General features: G+C 70.1%; 9 protein-coding genes and 1 pseudogene. 6 read left to right on the forward strand and 4 right to left on the reverse strand.

Annotation, left to right across the window (positions count from 1 at the left end; genetic code table 11):
- The first annotated feature begins 32 nt into the window (after positions 1–32).
- Together ACFWWU_RS07505 and ACFWWU_RS07510 are read left to right on the forward strand one after the other, a co-directional pair.
- Positions 33–6,764: an RHS repeat domain-containing protein gene (locus ACFWWU_RS07505; protein ID WP_384140324.1), complete on the forward strand. Its 6,732-nt coding sequence runs from the start codon at positions 33–35 to the stop codon at positions 6,762–6,764.
- Between the two features lie 149 nt (positions 6,765–6,913).
- On the forward strand, positions 6,914–7,804 hold the full coding sequence (locus ACFWWU_RS07510) for a hypothetical protein (RefSeq protein WP_384140327.1): 891 nt from the start codon (positions 6,914–6,916) through the stop codon (positions 7,802–7,804).
- A 310-nt stretch (positions 7,805–8,114) separates the two neighbouring features.
- On the opposite strand, the gene ACFWWU_RS07515 is transcribed toward ACFWWU_RS07510, so the two are convergent.
- The 4 genes and pseudogenes from ACFWWU_RS07515 to ACFWWU_RS07530 form a co-directional block, all read right to left on the reverse strand.
- The gene (locus tag ACFWWU_RS07515) at positions 8,115–8,297 is read right to left on the reverse strand and encodes a ketopantoate reductase C-terminal domain-containing protein (RefSeq protein WP_384140329.1); all 183 of its coding nucleotides are present in this window, start codon (positions 8,295–8,297) and stop codon (positions 8,115–8,117) included.
- A gap of 681 nt (positions 8,298–8,978) precedes the next feature.
- Positions 8,979–10,181 carry an ABC transporter permease gene (locus tag ACFWWU_RS07520; protein ID WP_384140332.1) on the reverse strand — a complete coding sequence of 401 codons (1,203 nt, stop codon included), beginning with the start codon at positions 10,179–10,181 and terminating at the stop codon, positions 8,979–8,981.
- Positions 10,181–10,870, reverse strand: a complete 690-nt coding sequence (locus ACFWWU_RS07525; RefSeq protein WP_384140335.1) for an ABC transporter ATP-binding protein — start codon at positions 10,868–10,870, stop codon at positions 10,181–10,183. The genes ACFWWU_RS07520 and ACFWWU_RS07525 overlap by 1 nt, the downstream gene beginning before the upstream one ends.
- Positions 10,867–11,316: pseudogene (locus ACFWWU_RS07530) on the reverse strand (efflux RND transporter periplasmic adaptor subunit); the annotation flags it as partial. The gene ACFWWU_RS07525 and the pseudogene ACFWWU_RS07530, both read right to left, overlap by 4 nt.
- A 6-nt stretch (positions 11,317–11,322) precedes the next feature.
- Here ACFWWU_RS07530 and ACFWWU_RS07535 point away from each other — a divergent pair.
- The 4 genes from ACFWWU_RS07535 (at position 11,323) to ACFWWU_RS07550 (ending at position 21,151) form a co-directional block, all read left to right on the forward strand.
- The gene (locus ACFWWU_RS07535; RefSeq protein WP_384140338.1) at positions 11,323–12,765 is read left to right on the forward strand and encodes a glucoamylase family protein; all 1,443 of its coding nucleotides are present in this window, start codon (positions 11,323–11,325) and stop codon (positions 12,763–12,765) included.
- 838 nt (positions 12,766–13,603) lie between these two features.
- The gene (locus tag ACFWWU_RS07540) at positions 13,604–14,077 is read left to right on the forward strand and encodes a hypothetical protein (protein WP_384140340.1); all 474 of its coding nucleotides are present in this window, start codon (positions 13,604–13,606) and stop codon (positions 14,075–14,077) included.
- Between the two features lie 95 nt (positions 14,078–14,172).
- Positions 14,173–16,197: a flotillin family protein gene (locus ACFWWU_RS07545; protein ID WP_384140343.1), complete on the forward strand. Its 2,025-nt coding sequence runs from the start codon at positions 14,173–14,175 to the stop codon at positions 16,195–16,197.
- Positions 16,198–16,294: 97 nt separating this feature from the next.
- The gene (locus ACFWWU_RS07550) at positions 16,295–21,151 is read left to right on the forward strand and encodes a DNA repair ATPase (RefSeq protein WP_384140346.1); all 4,857 of its coding nucleotides are present in this window, start codon (positions 16,295–16,297) and stop codon (positions 21,149–21,151) included.
- Positions 21,152–21,162 lie beyond the last annotated feature (11 nt).

Genomic DNA, 21,162 nt, shown 5'->3' on the forward strand with positions numbered 1-21,162 from the left:
CGTCACGCGTGGTCCAGCTCGGGTCCCGCCCAATGTGGTCCGGGGGGACCTTCACCGTGTCTGGTCGTCTGAGGCGTGCGCGCCTGCGTTCCACCCGAAGAGGCGTTGCCGCACTCCTGGGTGCGGCACTGTTCACAGGGCTGTTGCCTGCCCCCGCTCTCGCGCTTCCTCCGGATCCCGCGAGAGTCGAAGTCGGCAGGGAAGCCGTGCAGTTGGAGAGCCTCCAGCAGGACCTTCCGCTGGAGGGCAAGAGCCTCGAGAAGCGCCTGGACCGTCTCAAGGTCGAGGTCCCGGCCGATCAGGCCGAGGCGCCTGCGGGGACCTCGGTCGCGCCGCGCGCCGACACCGGCCAGGTCACCTTCGCCACCTCCGCACCGGCTGCCATGGCGGCCGGCGGCGGCACCGTCACACCGGTCGAGGACCTGCCCGTCGGGCTGGGGCAGGCCGAGGGCCAGGCGGCACCCGCCGGCACCTGGAGCGTTTCGATCGACTCCCACGCGGGTGCGCTGGCCCAGGGGGTGAACGGAGTCCTCCTGGAGATCGACACGCCGGCGGGCGGCTCCGTCCCGGTCGACGTCCGGCTCGACTACTCCGCCTTCAAGAATCTCTACGGGGCCGACTGGGCCTCCCGGCTGAAGTTCGTCCAGTTCCCGGACTGTTACCTCAGCACCCCGGAGCTCGAGGAGTGCCAGGCGTACACCGAGCTGGCGACCGAGAACGACACCGACTCCGAGACGGCCACCGCGACCATCGACGCCGCTGCCGCGACCGTCGAGGCCCCGGCCGCCGGCGGGGTCTCGACGCAGCTGATGAGCACCTCGGCAGCGGCCGACCCGGCGGGCGACAAGGCCGCCGTCGGTGTGGTCGACTCGGGTGACGGCGCGGGCGGAACGTTCAAGGCGAGCCCGCTCGCCGCCAGCGGCAAGTGGGCCACCACCGGTGCCTCCGGGGCGTTCACCTGGTCGTACCCGATCGCCGTGCCGATCGCGCCCGCCGGCCCCACGCCGAAGATCTCGCTCGACTACAACTCCCAGACGGTGGACGGCCGGACGGCCGTCACCTCGCCCCAGGCCTCGTGGATCGGCGAGGGCTGGAACTACGAGCCCGGCCACATCGAGCGCCGCTACCGTTCGTGTCAGGACGACACGAAGGACATGGCAGCGGGCAAGCCGAACAACGTGGGATCGGACAACAAGACGTCCGACCTGTGCTGGGTCTCGTACAACGCCGTCATGTCCCTGAACGGCTCGACCACCGAACTGGTCCGCGTCGACGCCGACACCTACCGTCCGGCCACCGACGACGGCACGCGCATCGAGCTCAAGACCGGTGGTACCAACGGCGACGACAACGGCGAGTACTGGGTCGTCACCACCGTCGACGGCACTGCCTACCACTTCGGCCTGAACAAGGTCGGTGCGGGTCACGCGGACACCAACTCCGTCTCCACCGTGCCGGTCTTCGGCAACCACCCCGGTGAACCGTGCCATGCCACGGCCTTCGCCGACTCGCGGTGCGGCGCCGGCAAGCAGCAGGCCTGGCGCTGGGGTCTCGACCGGATCGTCGACGTGCACGGCAACGTCATGGTGGTCAACTGGACCCAGGAGACCAACTACTACGCGGTCCGCAAGAAGTTCAAGACGCCCGAGCGCTACTCCCGCTACGCCTACGCCTCCAGCATCGAGTACGGTCTGCGGCTCGCCGACCTCACCAAGCCCGCGGGCGTGGTCGAGTTCGCCACGCAGCAGCGCTGCCTGCAGTCCGTCGAGTTGTGCGCCGCGACGAACTTCGACAAGACCGACGACCCCGGCGCCTACCGCCCCTGGTGGGACACGCCCGGAAACCTCAACTGCAAGTCCGGCTCCGACCTCTGCCCGCCGTTCCCCTCCTTCTGGACCCAGCGCCGCCTGGAGTCCATCACCACCAAGTCGGAGCGTCCGGGCCAGACCGGACTCGGCAAGGTGGACACGTACACGCTCCACCAGTCCTTCCCCGCCGAGTGGTACGACACCTCCCCGGGCCTGTGGCTCAACTCCATCACCCGTCGCGGCTTCGGGCCGGGGGACACCACCGGCACGCCGGAGTCGTCCGACGGCGTGAGCTTCGCGCAGTACCAGGTGGGCCCCCGCGACCCCCTGCAGAGCAGGCTGCGCGACCGCCAGCTGCCCAACCTCGTGGCGGGCGACCCGCATCGCCCCGGCTTCACGCGTCCCCGCATCGGCGTGGTCTCCACCGAAGAGGGCGGGGACATCGAGGTCAAGTACACGGGAGGCTGCGCGGCCGAACCCGCGACGGACAAGGGAAGCGCCAACGGGACCTGCTTCCCCGTGCGCTGGTCCCCGGACGGCGACGAGAAGAAGCCGGCCAAGGCCTGGTTCAACAAGTACATCGTCGCGAGCGTCGTCGAGACCGACAAGGTCACCACGCACGGCGTGCCGGTCTACACCCAGTACTCGTACAAGGAACCGGCGTGGAGCCAGAGTGACGACGAGTTCACCAAGCCCTCGCTGAGGACGTACAGCGACTGGCGCGGCTACCGCGAAGTCACCACCGTCAAGGGCAAGAAGAACAACATCAAGGTGGGTGACCCGCAGGCCCAGTCCACCTCCACCACCCGGTACTTCCTCGGCGTCGGCGGCGCCGTCAAGGACTCCGCGGGCAAGTACACCCTCGCCGCGGACGACGCCCGCCCGTTCGCCGGGCAGACCGCCGAGACCCTCTCCTACGATCGCACCGCCGGCCGGGTCGTCAAGCGCGTCCTGACCTTCCCCTGGGTGAAGGAGACGGCCTCGCGCCCCCGCGAGGGCGAGGACGGGACGGCGCTCGAACCGCTGAAGGCGTACCGGACCGGAACGGCACGCACCGACACCGTCCAGACGGTCGGCGCCTCCTGGCAGAGCGTGCGCACCACGACCGACGTCGACACCACCTACGGGCTCCCGACGCGGTCGGAGACCTCGGTGGTCAAGCCCAACGGCACCGGCGAGACTCTGAGCGAGCAGCGCTGCACCACCTACTCCTACGTGCACAACACCAGTGCGTGGCTCATCGGACTCCCGTCCCAGACGAGGACCACGGCCACGCCGTGCACCGGTCACGCCACCGCCGACCCGGCGACCGAGGTCGTCAGCGTCACCCGCAGCAGTTACGACCACCTGGCCTTCGGAGCCACCCCGGTCAAGGGTCTGGCCACCTCGACCGCGGTCAACGACGGCGCGGGCAACTGCTGTGCGCTGGTCACCACGAGCACGTACGACGCCCTGGGGCGACTGCGCACGGTGGCCAAGCCCGGAGAGGGCACCGTCGAGACCCGGTTCACCCCGGCGGACGGCGGCCCCGTGACCGCCACCACGTCGGTCCAGACGGTCGGCGGCCGGCAGTTCACGACCACCACCACCTTCGACCCCGGCCGCGCGCTGCCGCTGACCGTGACCGACACCAACGGCCGCGTCACGCGGCGTCAGTACGACGCGCTGGGACGACTGACCGCCGGATGGATTCCCTCGCGCTCCTCCGGGAACCAGACGCCGAGCGTGAAGTTCGGCTACCAGCCGGCCGTGGCCACGAGCAGCGCGACCAAGCCCGCCGCCGTCACCACCGAGACGCTCCAGGACGACGGCACCTACCACAAGCAGGTCACGCTGTACGACGGGCTCGGACGCGAGGTGCAGTCCCAGGAGGACGCCTTCGGCCCGGGGCGCATCGTCGTGGACACGTTCTACAACGACCACAGCCTCGTCGAGGAGAAGAGCGGGAAGTACCTGGCCAAGGGCAGCCCCACCACGGCGCTCTTCGAGCCCAGGTCCGACAGCGTCGTGCCGAGCAAGACCCGCACGCGCTACGACGGCATGGAACGGCCGGTCCAGGTCTCCACGTACTTCGGCTCCACCTTCAAGTACGCCACCTACACGACCTACGGCGACAACTACACCAAGGTCGACAAGCCCGGTTCCACGGTGCCGGTGACGGACACGTACACCGACGCCCTGGGCCGCGTCTCCTCGGTCCGCAGTTACACCGACGCCGCCGGTACCGCCAAGCGTGTCACCTCGTACGGCTACGACGCCCGAGGCAACCGCAACAAGGTGACCGACCCCGCGGGCAACGCGTGGACCTACACCTACGACGCGCGCGGTCAGCTCGTCTCGCAGACCGACCCGGACTCCGGCACCTCCCTCTTCGAGTACGACGACGCCGGCCGGCGTGTGAAGAGCACGAACGAGGCCACGGCGAAATCGATCTTCACCGAGTACGACGTGCTCGGCCGGACCACCTTCGTACGCGAGGGTAATGCCACCACGACCCCGGCCCAGGCCCCGGCCCAGGCCACCCTGGTGAAGGAGTTCACCTACGACACGGTGGCCGGCGCCGTCGGCAAGCCCGCCGCCTCCGTCCAGTACCAGGGGGCGACCACCTACACCAGCCGCGTCACGGGCTACGACACCGAATACCGGCCCACCGGGAAGCAGTTCGTCATCCCGGACACCACTGCCACCAAGGGCCTGTCCGGCACCTACACCTACGGCTACGAGTACACGCCCACCGGCAAGCGGCTGGCGGTGACGCTCCCCGCGGTGGGCGGCCTCGCCGCGGAGAGGGTCGTCACACGCTACGACGGCGACGGACTCGAGGAGTCCACCTCCGGCCAGGACTGGTACACCTCCGACGTCACCTACTCGCCCTTCGGCGAGCCGCTCCGTGTGGTCAGCGGCGCACAGCCGGGACGCGTCTGGTCGACCAACTTCATCGACGAGCACACCGGACGTCTGGAACGGAGCGTCACCGACCGCGAGACCAGCGGCCCGCACCGCATCGCGGACAGCCGCTACTCGTACGACTCCGCCGGGCTGGTCTCCTCCCACGCCCGGGAACTCACCGGCGCGTCGGGATCCACCTGGGACACCCAGTGCTTCACCTACGACCGCCTCGGCCAACTGGTCAACGCCTGGACCTCGAACATCGCGGTCACCGGCAAAGGCGTCGGCTGCAAGTCCGCAGCCGGTACGGTGTGGGGCCCGCGCACCGACGGCGAAGCCAGCGGCGCGGGCGGCGCGGACGCGGCCGACACCGCGGCCGACACGAGCGGCAGCCCCGACGCCTCGCTGACCTCGACCCTGGCCTCCGCCGCACCGGCGTCCGGCACGGTCGCCTCCGGCGGTGCCTCCTACTGGCAGTCGTTCACCTACGACTGGCTCGGCAACCGGGCCTCCCTCGTCGAACACGGCGCCACCGACACGACCTCCGCCTACACCTACGGCAGGACCGTCACCGGCAACGGCACCGGGCCCGCCACCATCGCTCAGCCCCACACCCTCCAGCGGATCGTCACCACGCCGACGGGAACGGGCAGCACCTACGTCTACGACAGCGCCGGCAACACCACGGACCGGGATCTCCCCTCCGGCTCCCAGGACCTGACCTGGACCCAGGAGAACCGGCTCGCCACGGCCACCACCGGCGCAGGCAAGACCACCTACGTCTACGACCCCGAGGGCAACCGCCTCCTGGAGTCCTCCCCCACGGGCGCGACCCTGTACCTGGGCGAGACCGAGGTCACCACCGACGCAACCGGCAAGGTGACCCGGGCTTCCCGCCTCTACAACCAGACCGGCGCCCCCAACGTGGTGCGCACCGCACTCAACGGTGCCACCACCGGGCACAAACTCACCGTCCTGATCACCGACAACCTCGGAACGGCCCACACGGCCGTCGAGCTCACCGGCGCGCAGACGGTCACCCGGCGGGAGTCCAAGCCCTACGGCGAATCCCGTGGCACCAAGCCGTCCTCGTGGCCCAACAAGCGCGGCTACCTCGGCGTCGGCGTCGACGACACCGCCACCGGCCTCACCCACCTGGGTGCCCGCGAGTACGACCAGAGCACCGGCCGGTTCGTCTCCGTCGACCCGGTCATGGAGATGAACGACCCGCTCCAGATCAACGGCTACGCCTACGCGGGGAACAGCCCCATCGCCGAGTCCGACCCCACCGGGCTCTGCCCGAAGGACATCTGCGACGGGTACGGACAGAACCCAGGCGCCAGCCAGGGCGGCGGAAGCACCGGCAGCACCGGCAGCACCGGCAGTACCGGCAGTACCGGCAGCACCGGGCAGGGGACCGGCACGACGGACAAGCCCACCAAGGGGCGCACCGGCGCGGAGATGGCCGCCGACAAGCTCCGCCACGACGCGGCCGTACAGGCCATGGCCGCCTTCCTGAGGGCCCTCTGGGCCAAGAACCCCGAGGTGCGCGTCGAGACCGAGGTCCACATTCCCGGCGCGGGCCCCAAGGGGGACGGCTTCGCGGACATCGTCATGTACTTCAACGAGGACATCTACATCTGGGAAGTGAAGTCCGCCAAGACGGCCGAGGAGGCCGGCCCCGCCCAGCTCGACCGCTACGTCAACACCTTGAACAAGATCGAGCAGAAGAAGACGTTCGGTCGAACCGTCCACAAGGGCTGGGAACTCCCGCAGGTCGCCACCGTCGACCCCATCGACCCACGCCTCATGCTCGTCGCCCAGTCCACCCGTAGCCGTCCCAACACCAACCGCGCCGGAGCGGAATACAAGGGCGTCGTCGGCTGGTGGACCCGGAACCAGAGCAAGAAGGCTCCCCCGGGAATGGAGCCCGTCCCCGTCTGGGCCCCCATCCCGATCCAGGCCTGGCAGCCCACACCCGAGCAGACGAAGACCATCGGCTGGGGCGCGGTCGCCCTGACCTTCCTCTATGTCGCCGGCAGGATCGTCGCCGACCCCATTCCCTGACGACACCACCCGGTTACGAGGCGGGCCGCCCCCACGGGGGCGGCCCGCCTCGGCGTGCGACCTATACTCCCGAGCGAACGAAGAGCATGGAGGACGCCCCGATGGACGCATTCGCGTCGATGAACGCAGGCCTGAGCCACAACCTTTGCGTGGAATTGACCGTCCACGAGCCCGACCCTTCCCGAAGGGCCGACATCGCCTTCCAGTGGCTCACCGAAGGCGTCTCCACCGCCGACACGGACGGGCTCCTTCCCGCTCTGCCGGCCACCCCGCGCGTCTCCGCGGCGGGGTCCAAGAAGATCTCCGCATCGGCCGCCGCCCAGCGCACCGGAGTCTTCGGCTTCCTCGACGTCTCCCCGGCGGACACCTTCGACGTCCTCTACAACCCCTACACCGCCGCCGCCCTCCCCTGGCTGAGGGACCACCTCGCCCGCTCTCCCGAATCCGCCGGCGCACGGATCGGAACGGTCGACCCCCACACCGGCCAGGAGACCCGTCGCATCAGCCTCTGGGTCACCTTCGACGAGGACCTGCCGGACTACGTCAAGCTCCTCTACACGGTCGACGAAGCCGAGCTCACCACCCCGTCAACCGCACCCGCCGCCCACACCCGGCTCCTGGACACGATCCGCTGGGCCGCCCACTGCTTCGACATCGTCTTCGCCCACACCTCGTACGAGCACGCGGGCGGCGCCACGGAACTGGAGCGCTACACCCGCGGCCCCGGCCGCGTTCCCAGCATCAACACCCCTCTGTGGCGCTCCCGACTCCGGGGTTACTCCTGGCTCGGCATCATCTCCGCCGACATCGCCCAAGCCCTCGGCGGTCGACGCGCCCTCGAATCCTCCATGGCCTTCCACGCCGTCGAACCACTTCCGAACGGCTCGCTCCTCGTCCTCGCCACGCCGCGCTTCCCGGACTACCGCGGCGAAGCGGTCATCGCGGTGAAACATGCACTGGGCGACGCACTGATCAGCGGCGAACTGCGCCAGCCCCCACCGGTCCCCGGCCCTCCCACCACCATGATCGTCTTCGAGTGACGGCGACGTGCCCGCCCGGCTGAACGGGCGATCTGATGTCGCTTCGCCGCTCCCGGTGTGACAACGCCGACGCCTGAGGATCGACGATCCGGTGATCGGAAAGCCCAGCGTAGGGAGAGTTTGATGATCGCGTCGACGTCGCTGGGACGCAGCAGGCTCGCGTCGCCGGTGCGCAGTGGCTCAGGGCAGCGGTGCTGAGACAGCCGGTAGAAGCGGCCGTTCGCATCGTTGAACCCGAGGTGCCGGTGTCAGCGCCGGTCAGGGGCGAGCAGGGCTCCTGGCCACTTCGCCAGTCCAGGACCGCCGCCCCTTACGCAGGGACATCGGGCAGGGGAACGCGGGCTGCCTCGTGAACCAGGGCCATGAGCCGCGCGTTCACCGGTGCCGTCAGGCCGTGCCGTTCCGCCATGGCCACGACCTCGCCCTGGAGGCCGCAGATCTCCGTCGCCCGCCCGTGCTCCAGGTCGTCCCACATCGAGGACCGCGCATGCACGTCCACCCGGAGGCTTGCCGCGGCGATGCGACGTAATAGGACGTCGGGCAGGCGCGGAATCCGTGGCATGAGCCGGGCCGGGCCGGGACCGAGCCGGGCGGACTCCTGCCGCGGCGAACGCCGCCAGCGCCTCCTCCTGGCACAGAGTGAGGCACGCCCGCTACGGGCGCGCGCTCAGTTGTTCCCGCAGCGGGAGGCCGGACAGCGCGTTCACCGCGTTGTTGAGGTTCATCAGCAGCTTGGCGTGCTGGACCAGCAGCATGTCGTCGCGCGGCTAGACCGGCAGCCCGGCGGCCGTCAGCACCGCCACGAGCGGGGCCGAGGCCGTGCCGCTGTCGAGCATCAGGGCCCCGCCCGTGCCCTGGTGGAAGGTGTCGGGCGCACTCGGATCGCCCCGCTCTCTGCCCGCGGGAACGACCCGGACACGGAGTAGTCACATGATCGGCCGGACAAGTCCCCGATGCTGTGCCTCCCGAGATCAATGTCGGCCTGCGGCGGGTTCGTTGGAAGAAGTAGCCGCGGGCCTTCGCACCGGGAGGTGCATGTCGTTGTGCCCTGAACTCGAGTGCAGCACCCGGGAAGTGCGCTCAGATCTTCTTGCTCCGAGGTGGGTGGGGGCGACGGCGCCGCCCCGCCTCCGGGAGGCAGTTCCGGAGGCGGGGCGGGTTACGCCGAGCGCCCCTACGCCTGGAGCGCCAGCGTCGGCGACAGGCGGGACGCCCGTACCGCCGGATACAGGCCAGCCACCGTACCGATCACCAGCGTCGCCCCCATGCCGCCGCCCACCGCCCACGGCGGCACCACCCAGGGCAACCCGCCCGTCGACGCGTACACACCCGTCGCTGCCCCGCCCAAGGCCGCACCCGCCAGGCCGCCGAGACCAGACAGCATCAGGGACTCGGTCACGAACTGGATCCTGATCTGGCCCCTGGTCGCGCCGAGGGAGCGCCGAAGACCGATCTCGTGGCGGCGTTCGAGCACCGAGATGATCATGGTGTTGGCGACACCGACACCGCCCACCAGGAGCGCGATCCCGCCGAGGCCGAGCAGCAGCGAGGAGAAGGCCCCCTCGGTCGCCGCCTTCGCCTGGAGGGCGGAGGACGGGTCCCCGACCGCCACGTGGTGCGGATTGCGCGGGTCGATCGTCGGGGCGAGCAGCTTCTGCACCGTGCGTACGGAGGCGTCCGTGGACCGCTCGTACACCGCCGTCGGATGCCCGTCGAAGCCGAGCACCTTCCGGGCGCCCTCCCAGCCCAGCAGGGCCGAGCGCTCGATCTCCGGCGAGAGCGGCAGCGGGTCGAGGATGCCGACCACGGTGAAGTACCGGTCGTCGATCCAGACCTGTCGGCCCGGCTCGGTGATGCCGAGGCGCTCGGCCGCCACATGGCCGAGGACGACGGACGGATAACGACTGTTGGCGCTGTTCAGCCAGGTGCCGGCGGCCATGCTGCCGCGCAGCACGTCGAGCATCCCCTCCGTGGCGGCCTTCACCGCGATGCCGCCGGTATCGCCCTTGGGTACCTTCTCGGAGCGCCGGACCGAGTGCGGGAGCTCCCCGGTCGCGCCGACGTCCTCGACACCGTGGATCCGGCGGACCATGCCCACCGCGTCCTTCGGGAGTCTGATCTCCTCGCCGCCGAACATGTCCTTGCCCGGTTTGGCGACCAGCATGTTCGTCCCGAGCGTGTGGAGCCGGCGCATCAGCTGTTCCTTGCTGGACGCCGAGATGCCCACCACGGCGATCATCGTCGCGATCCCGATGGCGATGCCGAGCGCCGACAGCACCACTCGCACGGGGCGGCTCCGCAGCCCGGCCGAGCCGACGTGGAGGACGTCGCGGGGCCCGAGCCGCGCGGCCCTCAGCGGCCTGCGTGCGCGCGGCATCAGACGGCGACCCTTCCGAGCGCCGTGTCCGCCACGATCCTGCCGTCACGGATGCGGACCTGCCGGGGCAGCCGTTCCGCGATCTCCGTGTCGTGGGTGATGACCGCGATCGTCGCTCCCTGAGCGTTGAGGTCGTGCAGCAGGCCCATCACCGCCTCCCCCGACGCCGAGTCCAGTGCGCCGGTCGGCTCGTCCGCCAGCAGCAGATCGGGTTCCCCGACCACCGCGCGCGCGATGGCGACGCGCTGTTTCTGCCCGCCGGACAGCTCGTGCGGCCGGTGCGTCATCCGGTCGGCGAGCCCGACCCGGGCGAGCGCCTCGGCGGCCATCGTCCGGCGCCGGGACCGGGGGAGTCCCGAGTACAGCAGCCCCTCGGCGACGTTCTCCAGCGCGCCGACCCCGGGCACCAGGTGGAAGGCCTGGAAGACGAAGCCGATGTGGCGGGCACGCAGGGCCGACAGCCGCCGGTCGGTGAGTGAGGCCACGTCGTGGCCGGCGATCTCGACCGTCCCGGCGCTGGGCCGGTCCAGGGTGCCGACGATGTGCAGCAGCGTGGACTTGCCGGAGCCGGACGGGCCGACGATACCGAGCAGTTCCCCCTCGCCGACGTGCAGGTCCACCGCGTCGAGGGCGCGTACGCCGCCCGCGTACTCCTTGGTGACTCCGTGGAGCCGTACGACCGTGCTCATGGTGACGGCACCCCGACCTTCATGCCCTCGCGGAGCCCGCTGCCGCTGATCTCGACGCGGCCCTGCCCGAACATCCCGAGTTCGACGTCGACGTCCCTGGTCGTGCCGTTCTCCACGACCTGGACGCCGAAGCCGCCGCCCGGCAGGGCGAGCAGCGCGGTGACGGGGACGGAGAGAACGTTTCTGTGGGTCTCTCCGGTGAGGTGGACGACCACCGGTGCCTGATTGACGCCCTTGATCTTCTTCGGGTTGTCGAAGGAGACGGTGAGGTCGATCTTCGGGGTGCGGTCCTGTGGATCGTCACCCGTCGTGGCGGTCCTGCCGACCGAGGACACCTTGCCCGGTGCCCGCGTGCCGTCCGGGAGCTCGACCGAGACCCGGGTGCCCGTCTTGACCCGCGCCGCGTCCGCTGCGGTGAGTACGAACCGTACGCCCCGCTCCGAGCCGAGACGGTGCTCGAGCGCGAGGCGAGGAAGAGCTTCGACTACTTCTGGGAGCTGGCCAACACCCAGCAGGGGAGCAGAGGCTTCGGCCTCGTCAGTGAGGCGACCAGCAGGCACGATCCCACCAATCCGACCGCTCCTGAGCCCACCAGTACCTCTGGTACCGGGTTCGGCCTGGCGGCGCTGGTCGTCGGTGCCGAACGAGGGTGGAAGTCACGCGCGGAGGCCGAGGCGCGCGCGCTCGCGACACTGAACACGCTGCTTCGACTGGAGCACCGGTTCGGCGTTCTGTACCACTACTACGACCGCAACAGCGGCGCGGTGTGGTGCTGGGAGGACGCGGGCCGGAGCGAAGTCGGCCTCATCGACACACAGCTCATGCTCAACGGCGTGATCGTCGCCGGCGAGTACTTCGGTGGCGAGGTCAAGGCGAAGGCCGACGAGCTCTACAGCAGAATCAACTGGGCCTCGTTCGTCGACGCGAGCAAGAACCAGTACTACATGAGCTACTTCGACAACATCGCCGGCTTCAAGTACCACTGGACGTTCTCGTCCGAAGCCAAGCTGATGTACGTGCTCGGCGCCGGCTCGCCGACACCGGGCCACGCGGTCGGCAAGGAGATGTTCTACGACTTCGAGCGACACGAGGCCGCCTACGGCGAAACCTACCCGCCTCTCATCAACACCTGGTTCGGATCGCTGTTCACGTACCAGTTCGCGGAGATCTTCGCCGACCTCCGCCACTCGAAGGACAGGGAGGGCGTCGACTGGTGGAGAAACGCCGTCCTGGCCACCAAGACGCACAAGGAGTACGCCGCCCGGGAGCACGGGTTCCAGACGTTCGGCCCCGACATGTGGGGTATGAGCGCGTGTATGACACCGACCGGAAAGTACAGCTCGAAGGTCGGCGCGCCGCCCTCCGGGTACGCCAACGCCAGCCACGAGAACGACGGCACGGTCTCCCCGGACGGCGCCGGCGGGTCACTCGCTATGGACCCCGAGGCGGTCACCCGCGTGCTGAACAACTGCTACTACAACTACCCCGAGACGTGGGGGACGTACGGGTTCCTGAACGCGCTGAACTTCGAGGAGCCCGAGTGGGTCTCGGACGAGGAGTTCGCACTCGACAAGGGCGCCGCCCTGGTGTCGATCGAGAACCACCGAAGCGGCCTCCTCTGGCGCATGTTCATGCGGAACAGTTGCGTACTCGACGGGCTCCGCACGGTCGAGATCACGTATGCGGCGAACACCACGCCCATCGACGTGGCGATCGCGGAGGCGCAGATCGTCCTGGACCGGGTGACGTCCACCACGCCGCCCAGCCCCGACGCCGGAGAACTCTCCGACGCCATCCGCACGGCGCGAGACGCCCGGCTCGTTGTGAAGACGCCGGAGGAGGTGACCCAAGCGGCGGCCGCCCTGAAGGCGGTAACGGACAGACACGCCGAGTAGGCTGAGGTGATCTGGGCTGCCCACGTGCGAGGGACAGCCTGCTGGGGGGGTCCGGCCTCGGACGCCGACCGAGCTGACAGACGGCTGGTTCGACAGCGTCTACCGCGTATGGCTGGACGACGTACGGCCCCTGTGGCGAAGGTCGTCCCGCCACCCGACGTGGGGATCCTGCGGTAGAACGCGGCATTCTCTTCGCCGAGACCACGGTCTACGGGCAGCTTGAGAGGCTGCCCGCCGGTGCCGTTCCCGCTCTCGAACTGCTCTGTTCGAGGCAGCAGTTCATAGGCCTTCGATCCTCGATGGTGTCCCGTGGGACGAGTCGGGCGACCGGCTCGCCCCCGGTGACACCACCACCCTCCGAGGCAGGTCGCGGTGAACGCGAGTTCGCTCCGGACCAGAGGGCGGGCCCGACAGCGGTTCGGGAGCGTTCAGGGCCGCCGGAGCAGGGGGCGACGTCGATCCGGATCGTGTAGCGGGCGACGGGGCCGGCGACTGGTCGCCCCCCACAGCTCTCGCCGCGGCGCTCTCGCCCCCGCCCGGTCGGGGCTTCATGCGGGCCCGGCGGCGCTCGTACAGCAGCCAGGCAACATGCTCGTCGAGCTCATACGGGACATCGAGCATGGCAGGGTACGGAACCCACAGGGCCCTTCGACGCGCGGAGGCCAAGACTGACACGCCATCCGCCGGGGCCTGCAACCGGCATCAAGAAGACGTCAAAGACTGCCTGGTTACGGCAATGCAGAAGAGGGGGCTTCTGCTTCAGGATGGCTCCACCGGAGGACACGGCCGTGGCCATGATGCCGGGAAGCGGAAACCGAGACGTGTCAGGGGGATAGCCATGGGGGAGTTCCTGAACGCCGCCTTCGGCTTCCCCTCGCTGTCGTTCAGCGCGGCCGTGCTCGCCGTGGCGATGTACTGGCTGCTGGTGCTGTTCGGTGCCCTGAGGCGCGACTGTTTCGACGGCGACGTGGACACGGAGGCTCTGCGCTTCGGCCGGGTACCTGTCTCGGTGGCGGCCTCCGTGTTCATCGTGGCCGGCTGGATCGTGAGCGTCACCGGATCCGTACTCCTCGGCCTCTTCGATGGGCCGCGTCCCCTGTTCGCTGCGCTCTCGCTCGCCCTGTTCGTACTCGCTCCCGTCACGTCATGGTGGGTGACCCGGCGACTCGTGCGGCCGCTGGCGAAGCTGTTCCCCGATGAACCCGGGCCGTCCCGGCAGGACGTCCCCGGTCCGCCGGGGCCACCCGAGCTGCACCGAGCCGCCGCCTTCGGACAGCACCGCGCGCCTGTACGCACACGGCGACGCAGGTAGCACTCCTTTCGGGCCTGCCCGCCATTCGGGGCTCGCCCTCCCATCACACCGCCCGAGCTGCGGCTCCTGCTTCTTCCATCGACACGGGGTTTCTCATGGATGCCATCACCGTGGGCATCGGCGTGCTCGTCGCCGTTGTCCTGCTCGTCACCCTCACGCTGCTCTTCGCGGTCAGCCGGCTGTTCCGCAAGGTGGAGCAGGGCAAGGCGCTGATCGTCTCCAAGATGCGGAAGGTCGACGTCACCTTCACCGGGCAGGTCGTCCTGCCCGTCCTGCACAAGGCCGAGGTCATGGACATCTCGGTGAAGACCATCGAGATCTCCCGGACGGGCCGCGACGGTCTGATCTGCCGGGACAACATCCGCGCCGACATCCGGATCTCGTTCTTCGTCCGGGTCAACAAGACCGTCGAGGACGTCATCAAGGTCGCGCAGGCCATTGGCACCGCCCGCGCCAGCGACAAGGAGACGCTGCAGGAGCTGTTCAACGCCAAGTTCTCCGAGGCGCTCAAGACCGTCGGCAAGCAGCTCGACTTCACCGACCTCTACACCAAGCGCGAGGAGCTCCGCTTCCGGATCATCGAGATCATCGGCATCGACCTCAACGGCTACAGCCTGGAGGACGCGGCCATCGACTACCTGGAGCAGACTCCGCTCGCCCAGCTCGACCCCGGCAACATCCTCGACGCCCAGGGCATCCGCAAGATCACCGAGCTGACCGCGGTCGAGAACGTCCGGACGAACGAGTTCCGTCAGCACGAGCAGAAGGAGATCACCCGGCAGAACGTCGACGCCCGCGAGGCGATCCTGGAGCTGGAGCGGCGCCAGGCCGACGCGGAGATCAAGCAGAAGCGCGAGGTCGACACCGTACGGGCCCGGGAGGAGGCCGAGACCGCTCGGGTCGTCGAGGAGGAGCGGCTGCGGGCACAGAGCGCCTTCCTCAAGACCGAGGAGCAGCTCGGGATCCAGCGTGAGAACCAGGCCCGTGAGGTCGCGGTTGCCCAGAAGAACCGCGAGCGGGTCATCGCCGTCGAGAACGAGCGGATCGAGAAGGACCGTCTCCTCGAAGTCATCGCCCGCGACCGGGAGACCGAACTGACCCGGATCTCCGCCGAGAAGGAGGTCGAGGCCGAGCGCCGGGACATCGCCGAGGTGATCCGCGAGCGGATCGCGGTGGACCGGACGGTCGCCGAGCAGGAGGAGTCCATCAAGCGGCTCCGTACGGTCGAGGAGGCCGAGCGCACCCGGCAGGCGATCGTCATCGCCGCCGAGGCGGAGGCGCAGGAGAAGCTGGTCAAGGACATCAAGGCGGCTGAGGCGGCCGAGCAGACCGCCGTGCACCGCGCCGCCGAGGAACTCACGCTCGCAGAGGCCCGCAACAAGGCCGCGGATCTGGACGCCCGCGCCAAGATCCGCCTCGCGGAGGGAGTACAGGCGGAAGTTGCCGCCGAGGGGCTCGCGGCAGTGCAGGTCCGGGAGAAGGAGGCCGACGCGATCGAGAAGACGGGTCGCGCGGAGGCCGAGGCCACCGAGGCACGACTGCGTGCCGAGGCCGTCGGCACCCGGGAGAAGGCGCTTGCCGAGGCGACCGCGATCGGCGAGAAGCTGAAGGCCGAGGCCGCCGGTCTGACGGAGAAGGCGGCGGCGATGGCCGCGCTCGACGAGGCCTCCCGCACCCACGAGGAGTACCGGCTCCGCCTGGAGGCGGAGAAGGAGATCCGGCTCGCCGGCCTCGACGTGCAGCGCCAGGTGGCCGAGGCGCAGGCCACCGTGCTCGCCACCGGTCTGGAGCACGCCGACATCAACATCGTCGGCGGGGAGTCGGTCTTCCTCGACCGGCTCGTGCAGTCGATCGCCCTCGGCAAGTCCGTCGACGGCTTCATGGACCACTCCCAGACCGCGCAGGCACTCGCCGGGCCCTGGCTGAACGGCGAGGGTTCCTTCACCGAGGACCTCACCAAGGTGCTCGGCTCGCTCTCCAGCGGCGACGTCCAGAACCTCAGCGTCTCCGCCCTGCTGGCGAAGGTCATGAAGTCCGGCGTGCTCGACGCGCCCGTACCAGGCCCTGCCACCGCGGCCCCGGCCGAGACCGCCGCGCTGAACGGCGCGGTCACGAACTGACCGCCCCGGGGGGAGCGGTCACAGCGGGTCCGGTGCCGGCATACGGGGGTTGTCGGCGCCGGACCCGCATCCATCACGGGACAAGGAGCGGATCGACATGAGCACCGGAATCGACCAGGACACGTACGCGGTGCTGCGCGACCGCCTCTCGGCGCAGGCCAGGGAACTGGCCGGGCGCGCCGAGGCGCTCAACACCGCCCGTACCGCCGCCTTCGGTTCCGGTGGACTGTCTCTCACCGGCACCGGCAGCGTCCGTACCGAGGGTGCCGGGGTACTGCTGGACGTCGCCGCTGTCGGGGACGGCGTCCTGTTGTTCGGCTCCCACCCGGCCTCCGCGGGGAGCGCCGAGCCGTCGGTCGCCGACGTCTTCACCCTTCACGACCGGGACCTGAACCCGCTGTCCGAGGACGCGGTGCCCGGCCTCCTCGACGACCCCGGTTTCGTACGGGAGTTCTCGGCGCTGCACCGGTACTTCCGAGGCGCGCGCCTGCTCCGGCTGAGGCGCGTGGAGGGCCGGCTCCTCGCCGTCTTCCGGACCGGGCGGAAGGCCGACGACATCCGCGTCCTGCGCTGGTCGGTCGGGCCGTCCGGCGAGACGCGGTTCCTCGACGCCCTGGGAGAACGCGACCATGTCTTTCCGCCCTCGCGCGATGTCGACTGGGTGGAGACGACCCGCGACGACCACGTCCAGGGCAGGCACCCGCACATCTCACTCGGCGGCCGCCTCTTCGTCTCCACGGTCGGCGGGACGCTCACCGTCAAGACGGAGAACGACGCCGAGACGGCCGAGGGCGTGTACGTGGAGCCGGTCGACGAGCCGCTCCAGGCACTGGCCGACGCCGAGGTCGCGTACGCGGTCGTGGGCGCCCTGATCCTGGTGCGCGTCCGCCCGTACAAGGAAGAGGTCAAGCGCCACCTCGTCTTCAACGCGCTTACCGGGACCGTGGTCAGACTGGACGGCATCGGGCAGGCGTGTCTGCGGCTGCCCGAGGACGAGGGGATCGTGTTCCCCGGTGGCTACTGCCTGTCCTCCGGTGCGGTGAAGACCTTCGGGGCCGACACGTCGGGGCTGGCCTTCGACCGGGTGGTGCGCTCCCCGGACGGGGAGGATTCCCTCTTCGTCTTCCACGCCCAGGCGGAGGGCCACAGCCTGCTCCTTCCGTACAACCTGATCCGCAAGGAGATCGCGAATCCGGTCGCCTGCCGTGGGTACGCGCTGCTCGACGACGGGACGATGGCCGTGTTGCGCGGAGAGCCGGGTGAGCCCGGCCGGGTCCACCCGGTGCAGATCTGGCGGACGCCGTACGTCTCCGACACCCACGTGGCTCCCGTGGGGGACGGTCCGCTGGCTCGTATCGGCAACGCGGATCTCGTCCGGGGGATCGCCGACTGCCTGTCGATCGCCCGTCAGGCGACCGAGCTGACCCCCGCAGGCGAGGTGTACGAGGCACTCGTCGCCGCCTGCGGGAGAGCAGGCGACGTCCACCACTGGCTCGGTGACCCGGAAGCCGGAGACCTGAGCGCTCCGCTGACCGAGCTCCGGGCCACCGCCGCGCAGGTCCTCGACGAGTTCGAGACCGTGACGACCCTCACCCGGCAGGCCGCAGAGGCACTCGCGGAGTCCACGCAGCGGATCGGTGGACTGGTCAGGCGCGTCCGGGGCGAGGCGCCCGCCACAGCCGAGGAGTGGATCTCCCGGATCACCGAACTCCGCCAGGCACAAGGCCACCTGGTGACCCTGAAGGAGATGCGCTACGCCGACACGGACGCCATCGACATCCTCGCCCGGGACATCGAGGCCGACATCATCTCGGCCGCCCGGCGGGCCGTCGCCTTCCTCCAGCGCGAGGACGCCTTCACCGCCCACCACACCGAGGCGGAACGGCTGGCGGGGGAGGCAGGGGCCGTCACCACCGTCGCCGAGACGGGCCCGGTCGCAGAACGGCTCGACACGCACACCGCCGGCCTGCGCACCCTCAGCGAGATCATCGCCGGTCTCGACATCGGCGACGCCACCGTACGCACCTCGATCCTGACGCGCATCGCCGACGTCATGGGCGCGCTGAACCGCGCCCGCGCCCTCCTCGTCGCCCGTCGCGCCGAGCTCCTCGACCAAGAGGGCCGGGATGAGTTCGCAGCCGAGTCCGCCTTGCTCGGCCAGGCCGTCACCGGAGCACTGGCCGCGGCCGACACCCCCGACCACTGCGACGACCAGCTCGGCCGACTCCTCCTCCAACTGGAGAATGTGGAGTCCCGCTTCGCCGAACACGACGGCTTCCTCGCCGACATCGCAGAGAAGCGCACCGAGATCTACGACGCTTTCACCGCCCGCAAGCAGTCCCTCCAGGACGCCCACGCCCGCCGCGCCGAGCAGCTCGCCGGCTCGGCGGGCCGGGTCCTGGAGGCGATCGTCCGGCGGACAACGACGCTGACCGGCCTGGACGAGGTGCACACGTACTTCGCCTCCGACCCCATGGTGACCAAGGTCCGGCGCATCGCCGAGGAGCTGCGGGAACTCGGCCACCAGGTACGGGCGGAGGAGCTGGAGGGCAGGCTCGGCGCCGCCCGCCAGGAGGCCGGGCGCGCGCTGCGGGACCGCACCGAGCTGTTCTCCGACGGCGGCGACACCATCCGGCTCGGCCGGCACCGGTTCGCCGTCAACAGGCAGACCCCTGAGCTGACCCTCGTCCCGTACGAGGACACCCTCGCCCTGGCCCTGACGGGAACCGACTACCGCGTGCCCGTCACCGACCCGGAGTTCGCCGCGACCCGCCCGTTCTGGGACCGGACCCTGCCCTCCGAATCGCCGGAGGTCTACCGGTCCGAACACCTGGCCGCACGACTGCTGTCCGAGCACGGCGCGGACGGTCTGGCGGGCCAGGACCTGTCCGCGCTCGCACGGGAAGCGGCAGAGGCCGCCTATGACGAGGGGTACGAGCGGGGCGTCCATGACCACGACGCGGCGATGATCCTGAAAGCGGTACTGGTCCTCGGCGAAGGGGCCGGGCTGCTGAGGTTCCCAGGTGCGGCGCGTGCGGCTGCCCAGATCTTCTGGGCCCACTCCGCCGCGGCCGACGCCCGCGACCAGTGGACCCACCGTGCCGTCGCTCTGACCCGGGCCCGTGACCTCTTCGGCACCGAGTCGGCTCTCGACGGCCTGCGGCAAGAGCTGGCCGAGGAGATCGGCGACCCGACCTCCGCCGGCTACCTGATCGCGGAACTCGCCTCAGGTCCACCGGGCTTCGCAGTCTCGGAGGCAGCGCGGACTCTGCTCGACAAGTTCCGGCGCGCTGTCGGCACCTCCGCGTACGACGACGCCCTCACCTCCCTCACGGAGCCGGGCGCGCGGCGACAGCTCGTCGAGGCATGGCTCACCTCCTACGCGTCGGCCTCCGGGGCACGGCCCGACGAGGGCGTGCTCGCCGAGGCCGTCGCCGTCGAACTCTGCACCGGACTCGACCGCTACGAGGTCGCGGCCCCGACCACGACGACGGTCATCGGCCTCCTCGGCAGCCACCCCCGCGTGCGGGCGCGAGCACTGGAGCTGAGGCTCGACGACTTCCTGGCCAGGACGCGGATCTTCGTGTCCCAGGACGTGCCCGCCTTCCGTGCCTACCAGCGGCAGCGCGCGGAACTCGTCGCCACCGAGCGCGCCCGGCTCCGCCTCGACGAGTACCGCCCACGAGTCATGTCGTCCTTCGTCCGCAACCGGCTCGTCGACGAGGTCTACCTCCCCCTCATCGGCGACAACCTCGCCAAACAGTTCGGCGCGGCCGGAGACGCCAAGCGCACTGACTCCCACGGCCTGCTGCTGCTCCTCTCCCCGCCCGGCTACGGCAAGACCACGCTCATCGAGTACGTCGCCGACCGCCTCGGCCTGCTCCTCGTCAAGATCGACGGACCCGCCCTCGGACACCGGACGACCTCCCTCGACCCCGCCGAGGCGCCCGACGCGACCGCCCGCCGGGAACTGGAGAAGATCGCCTTCGCCCTGGCAGCGGCCAACAACGTCCTGCTGTACGTCGACGACATCCAGCACACCTCACCGGAGTTCCTGCAGAAGTTCATCCCCCTCTGCGACGCCACCCGGACCCTGAACGGGCACGACCTGCGGGGCAAGCGCTTCGCCGTCTGCATGGCCGGAAACCCCTACACCGAGTCAGGACAGGCCTTCCGCGTACCGGACATGCTCGCCAACCGGGCCGACGTGTGGAACCTCGGCGACGTACTGACCGGCAAGGAGGACGCCTTCGCACTCAGCTTCGTCGAGAACGCCCTCACCTCCCACCGCGTCCTCGCCCCGCTCGCCGGCCGCGACCGCACCGACCTGGAGCTCCTGGCCAGGCTGGCGGCAGGCGACCCGACAGCGCGCCGTGACCGGCTCGCCCACCCCTACGCCCCCGCCGAGTTCGACCAGGTCCTCGCCGTCCTCCGCCACCTCCAGACCGCCCGCGAGACCGTGCTCGCCGTCAACGAGGCGTACATCGCCTCGGCTGCCACCGCCGACGAGGCCCGCACCGAACCGCCCTTCCGGCTCCAGGGGTCGTACCGCACCATGAACAAGATTGCGGCCCGTATCTCACCGGCCATGAACGACGCCGAGCTCGCCGCCGTCATCGACGACCACTACACGGCAGAGGCCCAGACCCTCACCACCGAAGCCGAGGCCAACCTCCTCAAGCTCGCCGAACTCCGTGGCACCCTCACCCCGACACAGGCCGCTCGTTGGACGGAGGTATCGGCCGCCCACACGCGTACGCAGGCACTCGGCGGCTCCGCCGACGACCCCCTCGCCCGGGCGGTCGCCGCCCTCGGCCTACTGGCCGACCGCATCACCGCCGTCGAAGCGGCGATCACCCGTGCCACTGATCCGCGCTACCTCCTCGCGCGGCCCGCAGGACGGCACGCGGCACACCCCGCTGACGTCACCGCTCCCGACCACCGCCAGAACTGACACAGGAAGGG

Source organism: Streptomyces sp. NPDC058650, from assembly GCF_042717315.1.
GTDB lineage: Bacteria > Actinomycetota > Actinomycetes > Streptomycetales > Streptomycetaceae > Streptomyces.